The sequence below is a fragment of the Streptomyces sp. NPDC058295 genome, assembly GCF_042880655.1.
In the GTDB taxonomy this organism is placed as follows: domain Bacteria; phylum Actinomycetota; class Actinomycetes; order Streptomycetales; family Streptomycetaceae; genus Streptomyces; species Streptomyces coriariae.
On record NZ_JBHVYO010000010.1, the window covers coordinates 14,865 to 32,727 of the forward strand.

Genomic DNA, 17,863 nt, shown 5'->3' on the forward strand with positions numbered 1-17,863 from the left:
GCACCGGTGCCTGGGTCACAGGGGCGGGCGCTGTTCGGGATACGGCGGGCCGCCGTCCGGATCGACGCCGCGACGCCGCCGCAGCGCGACCGGGCCGTGGACGCCCTGCGGGCACTGGCGATCCTCGGTGTCGTCCTCGGCCACTGGCTGGTGACGGCGCTCGTCGCCGACGGCGGAACCCTGCGGGCCGCGAGCCCGCTGGGGCCGATGCCCTGGCTGGCCCCGGTGTCGTGGATGTTCCAGACCCTCGCGGTGTTCTTCATGGTGGGCGGCCATGTGGCGACCCGCAGCCTCGTCTCGGCCCGCGCGCGGGGCGGGACCTATGGCGCATGGCTCGGAAGCCGGCTGGCGCGGCTGTTCGTCCCGGTCGCCGCCCTGTCGGCCGTGTGGATCGTCGCCGCGGTCGGCCTCCTGTTCGGCGGCGCGTCCTTCGTCACCGTGCACACCGTGGTCAAACTGGCGCTGTCTCCCCTCTGGTTCCTGCTGGTCTTCGCCGTGCTGACGGCCGCGACCCCGCTGCTGGTCCGGCTCAACCCGCTGTGGCCGCTGGCCGTCGTCCTCCATGTGGATTTGGTGCGCTTCGGCCTGGGCGGCCCGTCCTGGCTGGGCTGGGTGAACGTGGTGGCGGGCTGGCTGGTGCCGTACACCGTCGGCGCGGCCTGGACCCGCGGTGAGCTGGAGCGGCCCCGCGCGGGCCGGCTGCTGCTGGTCGGCGGGGCGGTGGCGACGGCGCTGCTCGTCGGCTGGGCCGGATATCCGGCGTCGATGGTGGGTGTGCCGGGCGCGGCGGTGTCCAACCTCAACCCGCCGACGCTGGCCGCCGTCACCTTCGGTCTCGCCCAGTGCGGACTGGCGCTGCTGCTGCGCGACCGGCTGCGCCGGGCCATGCGCGGGCCCCTGACCTGGGCGGCGGTCGCGCTGGTCAACCTCTCGGCGATGACGGTGTTCCTCTGGCACCAGACGGCCATGATGGCGACCACCGCGACGGGCCTGTTCGCGGGCCGTCTGCCCGGCCTGCACACGGTCCCCGAAGGGCTGGGGTGGGTGGCGGCCCGGCTGCTGTGGCTGCCGGTCTTCGCCCTGGCGCTGGGGGTGTGCTGGGCGGCGTTCCACGCCTTCGAGCGGGGCGGAAGCCGGCCCGCGCGGAGGAAGCCGGCCGGGTCACGCGTGGTGCGCGTCGGACACCGGGGGAAAACAACGGGGCCGCGGGAGACGCGGCGTGTCTAGGGTGGTGCGGATGAAGGGCGTGGGGGAGTGGCTGACCGTGGGCTTGCGGGTGCTGCGGGACGACCTGTGGACGATCCGGCCGGCACCGTTGCCGCCGTTCGTGCTGCTGCGCCGCCTGCCGCACTGGCATGTGATGCTGGTCGGCATCGCCATCGTGCTGGCCGGCGCGGCTCAGATCACCGACGAATACCGGCAGGGCGCCAACTACGCTCTGATCTGCGCCGCCGCACAGGGCGCGGCGGTGGTGCTGGCCCTGCGGCGGCCGGTTCCCGCCTGGTGGCTCTCGACGGGGGTCACCGTGGTCGTGGCCCTGGGCGCGCGTTCCCAACTGATGTCGGGTCAGGCCGAGCCCGGCGCCTCCTGGCCCTGGGGCGTACCGGGTCTGATCGCCCACGCCATGGTGCTGCTGCTGTTGTCGCTGCGCGTACCCACCCGAGCCTCTGTTGCGGCGCTGGGCCTGACCGCGCTGGTCACTTACGTCCTTGAAGGGCTCATCGGCGCCGCCAACTACGCGCCGAGCGGCCCGTCGGCGGTGATCGTGTTCGCGGTCGTGGTCCTCCTCGGCAGCGCCCTGCGTGGCCGCCGCGAGGCCCGTACCCAGCTCGTCGAACAGGAGACGATCACCGCCGAGGAACGCTCCCGCCGCACGCTGCTGGAGGAGCGCAACCGGATCGCGCGCGAACTGCACGACGTGGTCGCCCACCACATGTCGGTGATCTCCATCCAGGCCCAGGTCGCCCCGCACCTGGTGGAGAACCCGTCCGAGGAACTGAAGGAGAACCTCGCCGGCATCCGCAAGAACGCCCTGGAGGCGCTCGCCGAACTGCGCCGGGTGCTCGGGGTGCTGCGCTCGGAGAACCCCGAGGACCCCTACGGACTAGGCGCGGCCGGCACCGGAGCCGCCCCGGACACACCGCAGCCCACCCTCGACCGCCTCGACGCCCTCATGGAGAACACCCGGGCCGCGGGACTGGACGTGGTCGCCGCCGTCGAGGGCGAGGCGCCGGTGTATCCGCCGGGCGTGCAGTTGTCGGCGTACCGGATAGTGCAGGAGGCGCTCAGCAACGCCCTGCGGCACGCGCCGGGCTCCCAGGTGCGGGTGGAGGTCGGCCACCATGCCCGGGGCCTGTACCTGGAGGTCACCAACTCCCGCCCGCGTGAACCCGTACCGTCCTCCTCGGGGGCGGGGCACGGCCTGCTCGGAATGCGCGAGCGGGCGGTGATGCTGGGCGGCCACGTCAGCGCCCGTCCGACCCTGCACGGCGGTTTCGCGGTGTCGGCGTTCCTCCCACGGGACGGCGCGGCGACGCCCGGCGACGGCTCGGACGCCGATCCCGGTACCCCCGAGGGCCTGGAACTCGTCTTCCCGGACGACATGGACGAGAGGGACGGCACGGACGCCGTGCACGACAGGGACGGCACGGACGCCGTGCACGACATGGGCGCCCCGCCCCCGACAGGAGAAGGAACCCCATGACGACCGGCGGCACCATCCGCGTACTGATCGCCGACGACCAGGAGATGGTCCGGCAGGGCTTCACCGTGCTGCTCAACGCCCATCCGGGCATCGAGGTGGTCGGGCAGGCGGTGCACGGCCTGGACGCCGTCGCCAAGGTCGACGAACTCGCCCCGGACGTCGTCCTGATGGACATTCGCATGCCCGAGCTCGGCGGCATCGAGGCCACACACCGCATCACCCTCGCGCACCCGCACATCAAGGTACTGGTCCTCACCACCTTCGACCTCGACGAGTACGTGTACGACGCGCTGCGGGCCGGGGCGTCCGGCTTCCTGCTGAAGGACGCCTCCGCGGACCGGCTGGCCGAGGCGGTCCGGGTGGTGGCGGCCGGCGACGCCCTGCTCGCGCCCGTCATCACCCGCAAGCTGATCGCCGAGTTCTCCCGTCTCGACGGCAAGCCCAGAGCCCCGCTGAAGGAGCGGGTCGGCGATCTCACCGAGCGGGAGACGGAGGTGCTCACCCTGATCGCGCAGGGCCTGTCCAACGCGGAGATCGCCGACCACCTCTTCGTGGCCGAGCAGACCGTGAAGACGCACGTGGGTCGCATCCTGGTGAAACTGGGGCTGCGGGACCGCACCCAGGCGGCGGTGTTCGCGTACGAGTCGGGCCTGGTGCGACCGTCGGGGTACTGAGCGGTGCCGTTTCCGGCGACCCCGGCCGGCGGTGCCCCGGCGACCCCGGCCGGCGGTGCCCCGGTGGCTCCGGGTGGCTCCCCGTCGGACCCGTAGTACTTGAGAGGGATCCGCACGAACCCCTCTCACTGGTGACGACCGGGACCCCCGCCTCCGCCTACCGTTCTCAACGTGACAGAGACGACGCAGACGCACACCATGCGCCCGGACGACCCGGACGACTCCTACGAGGCTTACCGGCCGCGCAGTCCGGAGTTCCGGGCGGCCGTGGGCGCCCTGCGCGGCCTGCGGGAGGACCTCTTCCTCGACGCCTTCGCCTACCGCCCGCTGGCGCGCAAAGAGCCCGCCGGCCGTGTCCTGGGCCGCCTCAGGGGCCGCAGGCGGGAGTACGCGACCTGGTCCCGGCAGGCGCTGGTCGGGGCGGCCGGCGCCCTGGCGATGCTGATCGCCTGGGTGGACGCCCAGGGCAGCAGCCTGGGTCTCCCGATCGGCCTGCTCGCCCTGGCCCCGGTGCTGCTGACGCTGGTGCGGCCGGTCGGCGCGTTCTGGCTGTCGCTCGCGGGGGCCACCGTCGTCGCGATCATCGGCACCACGTACAACGACTGGCCCTGGCTGCCGGGCAGCTTCACCGCCCACCTGATCGTGCTGACGGTCGTGGCGATACGCACCCGCCCGCGCACGGCGGCATGGATGTGGTTGCTGACGGCGGCCTACGGCTTCGTCGCCGAGTCGATCTTCGGCGGGGGCCACTACTACACGAACACCGCCCCCATGCTGGTCTTCTCGGCGATCCTCCTGCTCGCCGTCACCGTCTGGCACATCCGCCGGCAGGCCGAGGAGAAGGTCACGGCCCAGCAGACGGTGACCGCGCACGAACGCTCCCGGCGCACCCTGCTGGAGGAGCGCACCACGATCGCCCGCGAGCTGCACGACGTGGTCGCCCACCACATGTCGGTGGTGGCCATCCAGGCCGAGGCCGCCCCCTACCGGGTGGAGAACCCGCCGGAGGAACTGGAGAAGGCGTTCGCCACCATCCGGGAGAACGCGGTGGCGGCTCTCACGGAGCTGCGCCGGGTCCTGGGCGTGGTCCGCGCCGAGGACTATGAGGTCCCCGACGCCCCGCAGCCGACGCTCGCCGAACTGGACGGGCTGCTCGCCAACGTGCGGGAGACAGGCCTGGAGGTGGAGAAGACGGTCACCGGCGCGGTGCGCGAGCTGCCCCAGGGCGTGGAGCTGTCGGCGTACCGGATAGTCCAGGAGGCGCTGAGCAACACCCTGCGCCATGCCCCCGGGGCGGGCGCCCGCGTGGAGATCGGTTATGTGCTGGGCGGGCTGGGGCTGCGGATAGTCAACGGCGCACCGCCGAACCCGTCCCTGGTCAAGCCCTCACCCGGGGCCGGCCACGGCATCACCGGAATGCGGGAGAGAGTCGGCATGCTGAACGGCGAGATGACGGCGGAGCCGACCCCGACGGGCGGCTACGAGGTGACGGTGTTCCTGCCGGTGCCCGCCGTGAGTGAGAGTGCCGCATGACGATCCGCGTACTGATCGCCGACGACCAGATGATGGTGCGCGAGGGCTTCTCGGTCCTGCTGAACGCGATGCCGGACATCGAGGTCGTGGGCGAGGCGGTCAACGGCCGGGAGGCGGTCGACCGCGTCCGCGAACTCGCGCCCGACGTGGTCCTGATGGACATCCGCATGCCGGAGCTGAACGGCATCGAGGCGACGCGGGAGATCGTGGCGGCGGACGGCTCGGCGAAGGTCCTGGTACTGACGACCTTCGACCTGGACGAGTACGTCTACCAGGCGCTGCGCGCGGGCGCCTCGGGCTTCCTGCTGAAGGACGCGTCGGCCCGCCAACTGGCCGACGGCGTAAGGGTGGTGGCGGCCGGCGAGGCGCTCCTCGCCCCCTCCGTCACCCGGCGCCTGATCACGGAGTTCTCCAAGCTGTCCGACACCCCGCGCCTGTCGGCGACCGCGCAGGCGGCGTACGGCGACCTCACCGAACGGGAGACGGAGGTGCTGGTCCTCATCGCCCAGGGCCTGTCCAACCTGGAGATAGCCGGCCGGCTGGTGGTCGCGGAGTCGACCATCAAGACCCACGTGAGCAGGATCCTGGTCAAGCTGGGCCTGAGAGACCGCACCCAGGCGGCGGTCTTCGCCTACGAGGCCCGGCTGGTGACCCCGGGCTAGGACGCACACCGGATCGCCGACCGCCATTGCTTCGGCAGCTTGTCGGCATGACCGAGGTCGGGGAGGCCTGTGTCGACGCGCTGCCCGAACCGGCCGCACGCCATGTCCCCACACCCCACCGGGGCGGCCCGACGGTGATCCAGCCACGCGCCCGTTGACAGAAGGTGAGTGGGCCGCACCTCGCGGGGACGGCGGCGAAGGGGGGCGCACGGCGAAGACCCCCCTGGTCAGCAGCCCGTTCACCGGCTAGCGTCCGTTCATGGCAGCAGTTGACGCTCTCTCCTTCGATCCCTGGGATCCCGCGTTCGTGTCGGACCCCTACCCGGCCTATGCCGAGCTTCGGGAGCGGGGGCGGGTGATCTACTACGAGCCGACCGACCAGTGGCTGGTGCCACGGCACGCGGATGTGTCGGCGCTGCTGCGGGAGCGGCGGCTCGGGCGGACGTATCAGCACCGGTTCACGCACGAGGACTTCGGGCGGACGGCGCCCCCGGCCGAGCAGGAGCCGTTCCACACGCTCAACGATCACGGGATGCTCGACCTGGAGCCGCCCGACCACACCCGGATCCGGCGGCTGGTGTCGAAGGCGTTCACCCCGCGCACGGTGGAGCGGCTGCAGCCGTATGTGCGGCGGCTGGCCGGGGAGCTGGTGGACCGGCTGGTGGAGGCGGGCGGGGGCGATCTGCTGAGCGATGTCGCCGAGCCGCTGCCCGTCGCCGTGATCGCGGAGATGCTCGGCATCCCGGAGTCGGACCGGGGGCCGCTGCGGCCGTGGTCGGCGGACATCTGCGGGATGTACGAGCTCAGCCCGTCGAAGGAGACCGCGGCGCGGGCGGTGCGGGCCTCCGTCGAGTTCTCCGAGTATCTGCTGGAGCTCATCGCCGCGCGGCGCAAGGAGCCCGGCGACGATCTCATCTCCGGTCTCATCGCCGCGCACGACGAGGGCGACCGGCTCACCGAGCAGGAGATGATCTCGACCGCCGTGCTGCTGCTGAACGCGGGGCACGAGGCGACGGTGAACGCCACCGTCAACGGGTGGTGGGCGCTCTTCAGGAACCCGGAGCAGTTGGCCGCGCTGCGCGCCGACCACTCGCTCGTCCCCACGGCCGTCGAGGAGCTGATGCGGTACGACACCCCGCTCCAGCTCTTCGAGCGGTGGGTGCTCGACGACATCGAGATCGACGGGACCACCGTGCCCCGGGGGGCCGAGATCGCCATGCTCTTCGGTTCGGCGAACCACGATCCGGCCGTCTTCGCCGACCCGGAGCGGCTCGATCTCAGCCGGGCCGACAACCCGCACATCTCCTTCAGCGCGGGTATCCACTACTGCATCGGCGCCCCGCTGGCCCGTATCGAGCTCGCCGCCTCGATGACGGCCCTGTTGGAACGGGCCCCCACCCTGGCCCTGGCGGCGGAGCCCCGGCGCAAGCCGGCCTTCGTGATCCGGGGTCTTGAGGGGCTCAGCGTGACCCTCTGACACGGCCTGCGACGCGGGCGAACACTGCCCACAGGGCCAGGCCCGCGGCCGTCCCGCCCAGCAGGGCCAGCGGCAGTTCCGCGTAGAGGACGCTCCAGTCGGGTGCCTGTTCGAAGCGCCAGAGGCGGGCGCGGACGTCGACGGACCACACCGTGAGTCCCGCGCCCCAACCGAGCGCCATGGCGAGGCAGCCGCCGGCGGCCTGCGTACGTTGTCCCATGCCCGGGACGGACGCACGTCGGCCGCCCCGGGTTCCCCACCCGGCCGGGGTCGTGCCCGGACGACCGGGGGGGCCGGACGACCGGGGGGCCGGGCGGCCCACCCGGCCGGGCACGGCCACTCACGAGTCGGGGCCGGCCGCCCCTGGCCCGGGCGGCGCACGGAAACTCCGGTGCGTCCGCTCGAACGCCTCTGCGATCATCCCCGAATGGCGCACCGTCTCGAATCGCTGGTCATCCGGCACACCCACCGACTTCCCTGCCCGAAGGGCTCCACCGAGGGCTCCACCGGGGGCTCCGCCGGGCAAGGGGCCACCGCCGCGCGGCAGTTCGACGCGGCGCTGGCGTCCGTGGGTTTCAAGCTCTCGGCGGAGCTGCTGGATCGGCTGTCGGGGCTGTCGGAGGCCGCGGTCGTGCACACCGCCCGGCGGACGCTGCGCACCGTGAGCGAGATGGTGGGCGACCACGTCCGGCACAACGTGTACTTCATCGACTTTCCGGCGCACGTGCCGGACACCGAAGAGTTCTGGATGCGGTGCGTGACGAAGGCGCTCGGCGACGAGAAGCCGCGCGAGAAGGTGCTGACGCAGCTGGCGCACGGGGTGCTGGACCTGCTCAGCCTCCCCACGTACGGCCGCTACCAGCACACCTACGAGGAGCTGCTCGCGGCGCAGGACGAGCTGATCGCCTCGGCGGGCGACCGGGTGACCGTGCTGCACCTCGGGCGGGACCTGGACGACGAGCTCACCGACCTGTACCTGGCATGGGCGGGCAGCACGACGCCGCTGGGCGAGGAGCATCTGCGGGACCTCAAGGCCGTCGCCGAGCGGTGCGCGCTCGGCCCCCAGCCGGAGTCGATCCCGGTCCGGGAGAACCGGACGGTCGTCAACGAGGCCCGTCTCGCCGTCGGCGCGGACCTGCTCCTCGACACCGTCGTCGATGTGCTGCGGCTGGCCTGCGCGCTGTCGGGCGGCGACGTGACGCTGCGGGAGCCGACCCGGTTCCGGGCGCTGCCGAGGCCGGTCCGGCGTGCGCTGCTCGCGGGCCTCGACGCCGTAATCGCGGCGAATCCCGCCAAGCTGGCCGATGTGCACGCGTACCGCGAGCCGTTCAAGCGGCTCGGTGAGCGTCTCCACCCGCACGAGTACCCGCGCTGGCCGCACGCCGCCGACGTGTTCGCCGTGGCGCGGGGCGAGAAGGAGGCGCGGTCCTTCGACAGCCGTGCCGAGAAGCTGCTCGACGAGTTCGACGTCCTCGGTGCGGTGCGGCTGCTGGAGTCCGCTCCCGGCAAGCTGTTCCGCACCCTGGACCTCCTGCTGCGGATCGCCGCCGACCAGGAGCAGCGGGACGCGGTGGTGGCCGCCGCCGTGCGGGTCGCTCCCGAGGTCTCGGGCCGGGTCGTGCTCTCGGTCCGCGAGCACTTCCACAACCGGGAGCGGGAGACCGACGAACCCCGCATCTTCGTCAACCGCCGGGGCCGCGCGTGGGTGACCCCCGACCACCGGCCGTCCGTCCCGGCCGCCGACCGCGATCGTCTGATCGCCGCGCTCGACGCCGAGCTGCGCCGCCGGCTCCCGGCGCCGGGGCGGCTGCTCGTCGACCCGGACGTCCTCGACGTGGCTCTCCCGCTCAGCGGCAGGGCGACCGCGGCCGGGCTCGGCGTGCTGCCCCGGGGTTCCGTCTCCACGGTCGACGGCGAGCGGCTGCGTTTCTTCGTGTACTGGAAGGAGACCGAGGACCGGACCGACTTCGACCTCTCGGCGCTGCTCCTGCACGCCGACTACAGCACCGGCTCGTGGCTCTCCTACACCTCTCTCACGGCGGTCGGGGGCGTGCACTCGGGCGATGTCACCGAGGCGCCCGACGGGGCCTCGGAGTTCATCGACCTGTCCCTGGACCTGGTACGCGCCTCGTTCATCGTCCCGCAGGTCAACATCTTCGCCGGGGAGGGCTTCGAGGAGGTCGAGGAGTCGTTCTTCGGTTTCATGCTGCGCGACGGTGAGCAGAAGGGGCGGCCGTTCGAGCCGCGCACGGTGCGGATGAAGTCCGAGCTGCGCGGAACGGGGCGGGTGGCGCTGCCGCTGGTGTTCCGGCGCGCGGACGACGGCCGGTGGCGCGCGAAGTGGCTGCACCTGTATCTGAAGGGCATCTCGTCGGCCAACCGGGTCGAGGAGAACCAGGTGTCGGTGTCCAAGGTGGTGCGCGCCCTCGTGGAGCGCGAGCAGCTGACGGTGTCGTACCTGGTCGACCTGATGTCCGGCGACACCACGGATGTGGAACCGTGGGACGGCGGGCCGGTCCCGGACGGGCCCGTGACGTACATCGGTCTCGAACGTCCCGAGGGGCTGCACCCGGACTCCCGGGTCATCACCCTCGAAAATCTGCGCGACCTGATCCCGGGCTGACTGCTAGCGTTTGCCCACGGCGAGGCCATGAAGGGGCTTCCTTCTCAACTCCTCCAATGAAACAAGTTCCTTCGCTTTCCTCGCCGCCGACTTCGACCGGGAGGCGCCCACGCGGCGCCTCCCGGTTTTCGTGTGGTCGTGTGCGCCGAGCCGCACGCGGCCCGCCGACGCCTCGGATCGTCAGGTCGTCATGTCCCGCCGTCGCAGCGCCGCCAGCCCCGCGGCCACCAGCGCCGCCGCGGCGCCGGAGAGCACCAGCACCGGCCCCCACTCCATGCCGCCGCCCGGCAGCTTCGGCAGGTGACCGTAGGGCGACAGGTCCAGGACGGTCTGCGGGGCGTCCAGGGCCGGGCCGATCCAGCCGATGAGCAGGATCGCGCCCGCCACACCCCACGCGGCCGGCGCCAGCCGCGGGGCCGTGCCGTACAGCAGGACGGCCAGGCCGCCGACCAGCCAGATCGCCGGGAGCTGCACCAGACAGGCGCCCATGATCGGCAGGATCTCCTTGCCGTAGCCCGCCGCGAAGCCCAGCCCGGCCAGGAGCATGATCAGGGTGGCGCCTCCGAAGGCGGTCAGGAGGTGGCCGGCCGCCCAGCGCAGTCGGCCCACCGCGTTCGCCAGGACCGGTTCCGCGCGGCCCGACGTCTCCTCGCCGTGCAGCCGCAGGACGGACGACACGATGTACAGGGCCGCGATCAGGCCGAGCAGGCCGATCATCGAGGCGAGGAACGCGTCCGTCAGGTCCGACCGGCCGCCCATCCGCTCGAAGATCTCGCGGGCCTTGTCGTTGTCGGCGACCAGGTCGGCCGCGCCCTCGGTGAGTCCGCCGTACACCACCCCGGCGAGGAAGAAGCCGGCGCTCCAGCCCAGCACAGCGCCCCGTTGCAGCCGCCAGGCCAGTGCGGAGGCCGTACCCAGACGTCCTGTCGGGGGGCCCGGTCGAGTGGGCAGGAAGCTCATGCCCACGTCCCGGCGGCCGGCCAGCCCGTACGCCAGCGCGCCCTGCGCGACGATCGCCGCCGCGAACAGGGGCAGCACCCACCACCGTTCGTCCGCGAACGCCCGCAGGTTCTCCAGCCAGCCCAGCGGTGACAGCCAGGTCAGCGCGGACGAGCCGTCGCCCTTCGACGAGTCGCCCGCCGCGCGCAGCACGAAGGCAGCGCCCAGCACCGCCGCCGTCAGTCCCCGGGCCAGCCGCGCGCTCTCGGTGAGCTGCGCGAGGACCGCCGCCGCCGTGGCGAACACCATGCCCACCCCGGCGAGCCCGAGACCGAACGCGACCGCGCCCGCCGCTCCCTGGCCGGCCAGGCCCGCCGTCACCAGCAGGGCCAGTACGGCGTTGGCGACGCCCGCCGCGAGCAGGGCCGCCGTCAGGGAGGCGCGGCGGCCGACCATGCCGGACGCGAGGAGTTCCTGACGGCCGCTCTCCTCCTCGTCACGGGTGTGCCGTACGACGATCAGCAGGCTCGTCACGGCGGCGAGCGCGCCCGCGTACACGCCCACCCGCCAGGCCGTCAGCGCGCCGAGCGAGTCGTCGAAGACCGGGCCGACCAGGGCCCGCAGGGAGGCGTTGGTCTCCAGCTGCCGCAGCAGGTCGGCCCGGTCGGCCGGGGTGCCGTAGAGGCCATCGATCGTGTTCGGCATGGAGAGGACCATCAGGGTGTTCACGGCGACCCAGACGGGGATCAGTACCCGGTCGCGGCGCAGCGCGAAGCGCAGGAGCGGGCCGGTGCCCGCCAGCGTGGTCATGCCGGCGTCTCCTGGTAGTGCCGCAGGAACAGCTCTTCCAGCGTCGGTGGCGTGGACCTCAGCGACCGTACGCCCGAGTCCGCCAACGACCGCAGCACCGCGTCGAGTTTGTCGGTGTCGACGTGCAGCGTCACGTGGTTTCCCTGTACGTCGAGGTCGTGCACGCCCGGCAGCTGGGCCAATCCGTCGGGTGAGTGGGCGAGTTCGGCGGTCACGCTCGTCCTCGTCAGGTGACGCAGGTCGGTCAGTGAGCCCGTCTCCACCGTGCGGCCCTGGCGGATGATGCTGACGCGGTCGCACAGCTCCTCGACCTCGCTGAGGATGTGGGACGACAGCAGGACCGTCCGGCCGCGGTCCCGTTCCTCCCGCACGCAGCGCTGGAAGACCTCCTCCATCAGGGGGTCCAGGCCCGAGGTCGGCTCGTCCAGGATCAGCAGGTCGACGTCGGAGGCGAATGCGGCCACCAGGGCGACCTTCTGGCGGTTGCCCTTGGAGTACGTACGGCCCTTCTTGGTGGGGTCCAGTTCGAAGCGGTCGGTCAGGTCGGCCCGGCGGGCCGCGTCCAGGCCGCCGCGCAGTCTGCCGTACAGGTCGATGACCTCGCCGCCGGAGAGGTTGCGCCACAGGGTCACGTCGCCCGGGACGTACGCGATGCGGCGGTGTGCCTCGACCGCCTCGGTCCACGGGTCGCGGCCGAGGACCTGCGCGGCGCCGGAGTCGGCGCGCAGCAGGCCGAGCAGGACGCGGAGGGTGGTGGACTTGCCGGCGCCGTTGGGGCCGAGGAAGCCGTGCACCTCACCGGACTCGACCTCCAGGTCGAGGCCGTCCAGGGCGTGAGCGCGGCCGAAGGACTTGTGCAGTCCGGACACCGAGATGGCCTTCGTCATGCTTCAGAACGTACGCTTCTTTCAGAACTTTGTGAAGTTAAGGAATAGTGTGAAACTCGGTTAGGGTGGGGGCATGAACGAGGCAACCGGTGAGGGCCGGGACGCGGAGGCCGTGTCCCGGTTCGTCGAGCACTTCGCGGCGCAGCTCGTCGAGGCGGGCATGCCGCGCATGCCCGCCCGGGTCTTCTCCGCGCTGCTCGCCTCCGACACCGGAGTGCTGACCTCGGCCGAGCTGGGGGAGCGGCTGCGCATCAGCCCCGCCGCCGTCTCCGGTGCCGTGCGCTATCTGGCCCAGGTCCGGCTGGTCTCGCGCGAGCGGGAGCCGGGGTCCCGGCGGGAGCGCTACCGCGTGCACAGCGACCAGTGGTTCGAGGCGCTCACCAACCGTGAGGCGATCATCAAGCGGTGGGAGGACGCGCTGCGGGAAGGCGTGGACAGCCTCGGAGCCGACACCCCGGCAGGGCGTCGGCTGGCCGAGACGCTCGCGTTCTTCGAGTTCGTCGAGCGGGACGTCGCCGAGATGATGGAGCGGTGGCGGGTGTACCGCGAGCAGACCTTCGGAAGGTGACCGGGGTCAGCGCTCCTTCGTCTCCTCCAGCACCGTCCGTCCCAGCAGCAGGTAGCGGGACGGGTCCCGCCGCTTGAGGTACTGGGCGTAGCCCACGCCGGCCACCGCGATCAGCGCGACCAGCCACGGCGTCGCCTTCAGCACCAGTGAACCCGACTCCGGCCCCGCCGCGACCGCCATGTTGGACACCAGCAGCGTGACCACGGCGAGCATCGCGACGCCGCCGACGAGCGGGGCGGTGAACGTCCTGAACCAGTGCCGGCTCTCGGGGTGGTGGGAGCGGAAGTAGACCAGCACGGCGAACGAGCACACCGCCTGCACCACCAGGATCGCCATCGTGCCGAGGATCGCGAGCAGCACGTACGTGCCGGTGTACGGGTCCTTGCCCGCCGCCCAGAACGCGCCGATCAGGACGGCCGAGACGACGGTCTGGACCAGGCCCGCGATGTGCGGGGAGCCGTGCCGGGCGTGGGTGCGGCCGACGGTGTTCTTCAGGGAGGGCAGCACGCCCTCGCGGCCCAGGGCGTACATGTAGCGGGCGGCGCAGTTGTGGAAGGCCATGCCGCAGGCCAGCGAACCGGTGATCATCAGCCACTGCATGACGTCGACGGCCCAGTGGCCGACGTACCGCTCGGTGGGGTTGAAGAACAGGCCCAGCGGGTTGTCGGTGGCGACCTGCACGGCGTCCGACTGGCCGGTGCCCGTGATGGCCATCCAGGAGACGAACACATAGAAGACGCCGACGCCCAGCACCGAGATCATCGTGGCCTTGGGGATGATCTTCTTCGGGTTGCGCGACTCCTCGCCGTACATCGCCGTCGACTCGAAGCCGACCCAGGACCAGAAGGCGAAGAAGAGTCCGAGGCCCGCGCTGGTCCCCTTGAAGGCGTTGACCGGGTTGACCGGATCGATGCTGAAGCCGTCCGGGCCGCCGCCGTGGAAGGCGACCGAGATCGCCATCGCGGCGAGGACCGTCACCTCGGTGGCGAGCAGGACGACGAGCAGTTTCTCCGCGACGGAGACGCCGAACCAGGTGCCCGTCGCGTTGACGGCGAGCATCAGCACCGCGAACGCCCACCAGGGGATGTCGAGGCCCGTCTGGTCGTGGAGCGTGGTGGTGGCGAAGGTCGAGAAGATGCCGATCAGGGCCGGCTCGAACACGACGTACGCGAAGGTCGCGAGCAGCCCCGAGGCGAGGCCGACCGAGCGGCCGAGGCCGTAGGAGATGAAGCCGTAGAAGGCGCCCGTCGAGGTGATGTGCTTCGCCATCGAGGTGAAGCCGACCGAAAAGATTGCCAGGACGACCATTGCGACGAGGTAGCTCGCCGGGGCCCCGATGCCGTTGCCGGACGACACCATGAAGGGCACGTTGCCGGTCATCGCGGTGATCGGCGCGGCCGTCGCGACGGCCATGAAGACCACCCCGAGCAGGCCGATGGCGTTGGGCTTGAGCCGGTGAACGGTGCCTTCCTCGCCTGACTTCGCCGCTGTGCCCGCCGCTGAGGCGACGCCCTCGTCCACTGCCATCGGGGTGGCCCCTCTCCTGGTCGTCCGCTGGTGTGCTGGACCGGAACTCTGTAGCCCGAATGAGTCGGTCAAGGGTGTCGAGAGGTTAAATGCTTGTCAACCAGACCTTTAGAAATCTGGTCGCAACACGCGCCTCGTACGGTCGCCGCCATGAGCGCCTACACCTGCACCCTCGGCGGCGAGCGGTACCGCTTCGACTCGCTCGCCCGGCTGCTCGCCGCCGCGAGCCCCGAACGCTCCGGCGACCGCCTGGCCGGTCTCGCGGCACAGGACGCCCGGCAGCGGGTCGCGGCGCGCTGGGCGCTGGCGGAGGTGCCGCTGACCGACTTCCTGACCCGGCCCCTGATCCCCTACGAGGACGACGACGTCACCCGGCTCATCCTCGACACCCACGACCCGGCCGCCTTCGCGCCGGTGGCGTCGATGACGGTCGGGGAGCTGCGGGAGTGGCTGCTGTCGGAGGCCGCGGACGCGGTGACGCTGGCCGCACTCGCCCCCGGGCTCACCCCGGAGACGGCGGCCGCCGTCTCCAAGCTCATGGGGAACGCGGATCTGGTGGCGGTGGCCCGCAAGGTACGGGTGGTGACCGCGTTCCGCTCGACCATCGGGCTGCCGGGCCGGCTGGCCACCCGGCTCCAGCCCAACCACCCGACCGACGACCCGGCGGGTGTCGCGGCCGCCCTCCTCGACGGTCTGCTGCTGGGCTCCGGCGACGCGGTGATCGGCGTCAACCCGGCCACCGACAGCCCGAAGGCCGTACGGGACCTGCTGGAGCTGCTGGACGGGGTGATCGGCCGGTACGCGATCCCCACCCAGTCCTGCGTGCTGTGCCACGTCACCACCAGCGTGGACCTGATGGAGCGGGGCGCCCCCGTCGACCTCGTCTTCCAGTCCATCGCCGGCACCCAGGCCGCGAACGCCTCCTTCGGGGTCACCCTCGGCCTCCTCGACGAGGCGTACGAGGCGGCGCTGGCCCTGGAGCGGGGGACGGTCGGCCGCAACGTCATGTACTTCGAGACCGGGCAGGGCAGCGCCCTCTCCGCCGGCGCGCACCACGGGGTCGACCAGCAGACGGTCGAGGCACGGGCGTACGCGGTCGCCCGCCGCTACGACCCGCTGCTGGTGAACACGGTCGTCGGCTTCATCGGCCCGGAGTACCTCTACGACGGGCGGCAGATCCTGCGCGCCGCCCTGGAGGACCACTTCTGCGGCAAGCTGCTCGGCCTGCCCATGGGCCTGGACATCTGCTACACGAACCACGCCGACGCCGATGACGACGACATCGCCACGATGCTGACGATGCTCGGCGTGGCCGGGGCCTCCTTCGTGATCTGCACCCCGGGCGGCGACGACATCATGCTCAACTACCAGTCGGCCTCGTACCACGACGCGCTGTACCTGCGGGAGGTGCTGGGGCTGCGCCCGGCACCGGAGTTCGAGGCATGGCTGGATTCGATCGGGCTGCTGGACCCGCGCGGCGGCATCCGCGAGCTGTCCGGAACGGCCCACCCGCTGACGGAGATCGCCACCACCGGGAGCACCGGACGCGCCGACGGACGGGAACTCGCCGCATGACCATCAGCCAGGTCACCGACGATCAGGTCACCATCAGCCAGGTCACCGACGATCAGGTCACCGACGATCAAGCCACCGGCAGTCAGGCCATCGACAGCCAGGTCGCCGACAATCAAGTCACCGACGGTCAGGGCGAGTTGTGGACGTCCCTGCGTCTGCGCACCCAGGCCCGGATCGGTCTTGGCCGGGCCGGTTCCGCCCTGCCCACCCGGCACCGCCTGGAGCTCCAGGCGGCGCATGCCGCCGCCCGGGACGCGGTGCACTCGCCGTTCGACCCGGGCGCGGTGGCGGCGCGGCTGACCGGCACTCCGGTGGTCCGGGTGCGCAGCGCCGCCACCGACCGCCTCACCTACCTCCAGCGCCCCGACCTGGGCCGCCGCCTCAACCCCGTCGACCGGGCCCATCTGCCCACGGGCGAGTGGGACGTCGTCTTCGTGGTCGCCGACGGGCTCTCCAGCCGGGCGGTGCACGAGCACGCGGCGGCGATGGTCCGGGCGACGACCGCGCTGCTGCCGGCCGGCACCCGGGTGGCGCCCGTCGTCCTCGCCGAACAGGCCCGGGTGGCCCTCGGCGACGAGGTCGCGCACGCCATGGGCGCCACGGCCGTGGTGCTCCTCGTCGGCGAACGCCCCGGCATGTCGGCGGCGGACTCCCTGGGCGCGTACCTGACCCACCGGCCCCGGCCGGGCGTCACCACGGACGCCGACCGCAACTGCCTGTCCAACATCCGCCCGCCGCTGGGCCTCGCCTACGAAACGGCGGCGGCGAAGCTGGTCGCGCTGCTGGGGAGGGCGCGGGAGCTGGGGGCCTCGGGGGTGGGGCTGAAGGACGAGTACGGCGACGAGGCCGTGGTCGAGCGACTGCCCTGAGCGGCGGCCGACTCACCGCCCCGGCAGCATCAGCCCCAGCGCGCCCTCGCGCACCGTCCAGGTGCGCACGCGTACCGGCCCCGCGACCGCCGCGTCCGCCCGGTAGCGGAAGTCCGCGCCCGAGACGGTCACCGTCCGCCCCCGGGCCTCCAGGGGGGCCGCCACCGCGCCCAGGGACAGCGGCCGTACCCGCACGAACGCCGTGCCGGAGGGTCCCGGGGTCACCGACACCGCCTCCACCGGCTGGTCGAGGTCGACCAGGGTCACCCCGTCGACCTCGATCCGCAGCCGGGCCGGGCCGGGGGTGGCCGGGGCGGCGGAGAGCCGGGACGGCCGCGACGGCACCAGGGTCCGGAAGAGCGACTGGTAGGTCCGCAGCCAGGGGTGGCCGCCGCCCTGCGCGAGCCCGGCCTCCGCCGCGGCCGGCTCCGCCTGCGCGGCGAGCGGCACCGGCGGGATCCGCAGCGCGCCCAGCACCACCCCGTCGCTGTCGTCCACGAGTACGTCCAGACGCCGCTCGGCGCCGTCCAGGACGGCCCGGGCCGCCGCCACCGCACCCGTGGGCACCCCCAGGGCGTGCGAGACGCCCAGGCCCGCACCCACCGGCACCATCGACAGCACGGTTTCGGCCAGGGCCCGCTGCCGGTGCAGCAGGGCCACCGCCCGCATCAGCGCGCGGTCGTCGCCGACGACCACCGGCCGCCGCGAGCCCCGCCGGGCCAGCACCCGGGCGAACTCCTCCTGGTCCTCGGGGAGGCACACCTTCGTACTCGCCGCACCCGCGCTGAGCACGTCTTTCGCGATGCGTACGGACTCCCCGTCCCAGCGCCGGGCGACCGGATCGATGATCACCAGCAGCTGATCGGACGTCGCGAAAGTCGCCACCTCGGTCCTGCCTCGCTTCCTCGGGTAGCATCTTTGTGCAAGAGCCCCTTGCGCTATTGCGCCAGGGGCTTGGTCTATTCCGGGGCATCCGGGTCCGACAAGCGGCGACCGACGACGGTCGCGGTGCACG

General features: G+C 72.3%; 15 protein-coding genes. 10 read left to right on the forward strand and 5 right to left on the reverse strand.

The features are described 5' to 3' along the window. Positions 1–6: 6 nt before the first annotated feature. The 6 genes from ACFVYS_RS12825 (at position 7) to ACFVYS_RS12850 (ending at position 7,050) form a co-directional block, all read left to right on the forward strand. Positions 7–1,227, forward strand: a complete 1,221-nt coding sequence (locus ACFVYS_RS12825; protein WP_389501493.1) for an acyltransferase — start codon at positions 7–9, stop codon at positions 1,225–1,227. A 10-nt stretch (positions 1,228–1,237) separates the two neighbouring features. Continuing rightward, entirely contained in the window at positions 1,238–2,704 is a 1,467-nt protein-coding gene (locus tag ACFVYS_RS12830; protein ID WP_389501798.1) for a sensor histidine kinase, read from the forward strand. Next, a complete protein-coding gene (locus tag ACFVYS_RS12835; RefSeq protein WP_389501495.1) occupies positions 2,701–3,378 on the forward strand; it encodes a response regulator in 678 nt (225 codons plus the stop codon). Before ACFVYS_RS12830 ends, ACFVYS_RS12835 begins: the two co-directional genes overlap by 4 nt. Before the next feature lie 171 nt (positions 3,379–3,549). Continuing rightward, positions 3,550–4,911, forward strand: coding sequence for a sensor histidine kinase (locus ACFVYS_RS12840; protein ID WP_389501497.1), 1,362 nt, complete (start codon positions 3,550–3,552; stop codon positions 4,909–4,911). Then, on the forward strand, positions 4,908–5,573 hold the full coding sequence (locus ACFVYS_RS12845) for a response regulator transcription factor (RefSeq protein WP_355702593.1): 666 nt from the start codon (positions 4,908–4,910) through the stop codon (positions 5,571–5,573). The genes ACFVYS_RS12840 and ACFVYS_RS12845 overlap by 4 nt, the downstream gene beginning before the upstream one ends. A gap of 259 nt (positions 5,574–5,832) precedes the next feature. Continuing rightward, entirely contained in the window at positions 5,833–7,050 is a 1,218-nt protein-coding gene (locus ACFVYS_RS12850) for a cytochrome P450 (protein WP_389501499.1), read from the forward strand. Here the strand turns inward: ACFVYS_RS12850 and ACFVYS_RS12855 are convergent. Then, positions 7,034–7,270 carry a hypothetical protein gene (locus tag ACFVYS_RS12855; protein WP_389501501.1) on the reverse strand — a complete coding sequence of 79 codons (237 nt, stop codon included), beginning with the start codon at positions 7,268–7,270 and terminating at the stop codon, positions 7,034–7,036. The genes ACFVYS_RS12850 and ACFVYS_RS12855 overlap by 17 nt on opposite strands. Before the next feature lie 207 nt (positions 7,271–7,477). Here ACFVYS_RS12855 and ACFVYS_RS12860 point away from each other — a divergent pair, with 207 nt between their 5' ends. Beyond that, positions 7,478–9,673 carry a hypothetical protein gene (locus tag ACFVYS_RS12860; protein WP_389501503.1) on the forward strand — a complete coding sequence of 732 codons (2,196 nt, stop codon included), beginning with the start codon at positions 7,478–7,480 and terminating at the stop codon, positions 9,671–9,673. A gap of 180 nt (positions 9,674–9,853) precedes the next feature. Here ACFVYS_RS12860 and ACFVYS_RS12865 read toward each other — a convergent pair whose 3' ends face one another. Both ACFVYS_RS12865 and ACFVYS_RS12870 read right to left on the reverse strand, forming a co-directional pair. Further along, the gene (locus ACFVYS_RS12865; RefSeq protein ID WP_389501505.1) at positions 9,854–11,422 is read right to left on the reverse strand and encodes an ABC transporter permease; all 1,569 of its coding nucleotides are present in this window, start codon (positions 11,420–11,422) and stop codon (positions 9,854–9,856) included. After that, entirely contained in the window at positions 11,419–12,309 is an 891-nt protein-coding gene (locus tag ACFVYS_RS12870; protein WP_389501507.1) for an ATP-binding cassette domain-containing protein, read from the reverse strand. The genes ACFVYS_RS12865 and ACFVYS_RS12870 overlap by 4 nt, the downstream gene beginning before the upstream one ends. Positions 12,310–12,382: 73 nt before the next feature. On the opposite strand from ACFVYS_RS12870, the gene ACFVYS_RS12875 reads away from it, so the two are divergent. Further along, on the forward strand, positions 12,383–12,877 hold the full coding sequence (locus ACFVYS_RS12875) for a GbsR/MarR family transcriptional regulator (RefSeq protein WP_389501509.1): 495 nt from the start codon (positions 12,383–12,385) through the stop codon (positions 12,875–12,877). Positions 12,878–12,883: 6 nt separating this feature from the next. Here the strand turns inward: ACFVYS_RS12875 and ACFVYS_RS12880 are convergent, their stop codons facing one another. After that, a complete protein-coding gene (locus ACFVYS_RS12880) occupies positions 12,884–14,404 on the reverse strand; it encodes an APC family permease (RefSeq protein WP_389501511.1) in 1,521 nt (506 codons plus the stop codon). Between the two features lie 150 nt (positions 14,405–14,554). Between ACFVYS_RS12880 and ACFVYS_RS12885 the strand changes: the two genes are divergently transcribed. Both ACFVYS_RS12885 and eutC read left to right on the forward strand, forming a co-directional pair. Beyond that, a complete protein-coding gene (locus tag ACFVYS_RS12885) occupies positions 14,555–15,979 on the forward strand; it encodes an ethanolamine ammonia-lyase subunit EutB (RefSeq protein WP_389501513.1) in 1,425 nt (474 codons plus the stop codon). After that, a complete protein-coding gene (gene eutC / locus ACFVYS_RS12890) occupies positions 15,976–16,848 on the forward strand; it encodes an ethanolamine ammonia-lyase subunit EutC (protein WP_389501515.1) in 873 nt (290 codons plus the stop codon). The genes ACFVYS_RS12885 and eutC overlap by 4 nt, the downstream gene beginning before the upstream one ends. A gap of 12 nt (positions 16,849–16,860) precedes the next feature. On the opposite strand, the gene ACFVYS_RS12895 is transcribed toward eutC, so the two are convergent. Further along, the gene (locus ACFVYS_RS12895) at positions 16,861–17,733 is read right to left on the reverse strand and encodes a diacylglycerol kinase (RefSeq protein ID WP_389501517.1); all 873 of its coding nucleotides are present in this window, start codon (positions 17,731–17,733) and stop codon (positions 16,861–16,863) included. Positions 17,734–17,863 lie beyond the last annotated feature (130 nt).

Coding starts and splice junctions, on each gene's coding strand:
- ACFVYS_RS12845 (WP_355702593.1), top strand. CDS start 4,908: ATGACGATCCGCGTACTGATCGCCGACGACCAGATGATGGTGCGCGAG.
- ACFVYS_RS12835 (WP_389501495.1), top strand. CDS start 2,701: ATGACGACCGGCGGCACCATCCGCGTACTGATCGCCGACGACCAGGAG.
- ACFVYS_RS12885 (WP_389501513.1), top strand. CDS start 14,555: ATGAGCGCCTACACCTGCACCCTCGGCGGCGAGCGGTACCGCTTCGAC.
- ACFVYS_RS12830 (WP_389501798.1), top strand. CDS start 1,238: ATGAAGGGCGTGGGGGAGTGGCTGACCGTGGGCTTGCGGGTGCTGCGG.
- ACFVYS_RS12860 (WP_389501503.1), top strand. CDS start 7,478: ATGGCGCACCGTCTCGAATCGCTGGTCATCCGGCACACCCACCGACTT.
- ACFVYS_RS12870 (WP_389501507.1), bottom strand. CDS start 12,309: ATGACGAAGGCCATCTCGGTGTCCGGACTGCACAAGTCCTTCGGCCGC.
- eutC (WP_389501515.1), top strand. CDS start 15,976: ATGACCATCAGCCAGGTCACCGACGATCAGGTCACCATCAGCCAGGTC.
- ACFVYS_RS12865 (WP_389501505.1), bottom strand. CDS start 11,422: ATGACCACGCTGGCGGGCACCGGCCCGCTCCTGCGCTTCGCGCTGCGC.
- ACFVYS_RS12850 (WP_389501499.1), top strand. CDS start 5,833: ATGGCAGCAGTTGACGCTCTCTCCTTCGATCCCTGGGATCCCGCGTTC.
- ACFVYS_RS12880 (WP_389501511.1), bottom strand. CDS start 14,404: ATGGCAGTGGACGAGGGCGTCGCCTCAGCGGCGGGCACAGCGGCGAAG.
- ACFVYS_RS12875 (WP_389501509.1), top strand. CDS start 12,383: ATGAACGAGGCAACCGGTGAGGGCCGGGACGCGGAGGCCGTGTCCCGG.
- ACFVYS_RS12855 (WP_389501501.1), bottom strand. CDS start 7,270: ATGGGACAACGTACGCAGGCCGCCGGCGGCTGCCTCGCCATGGCGCTC.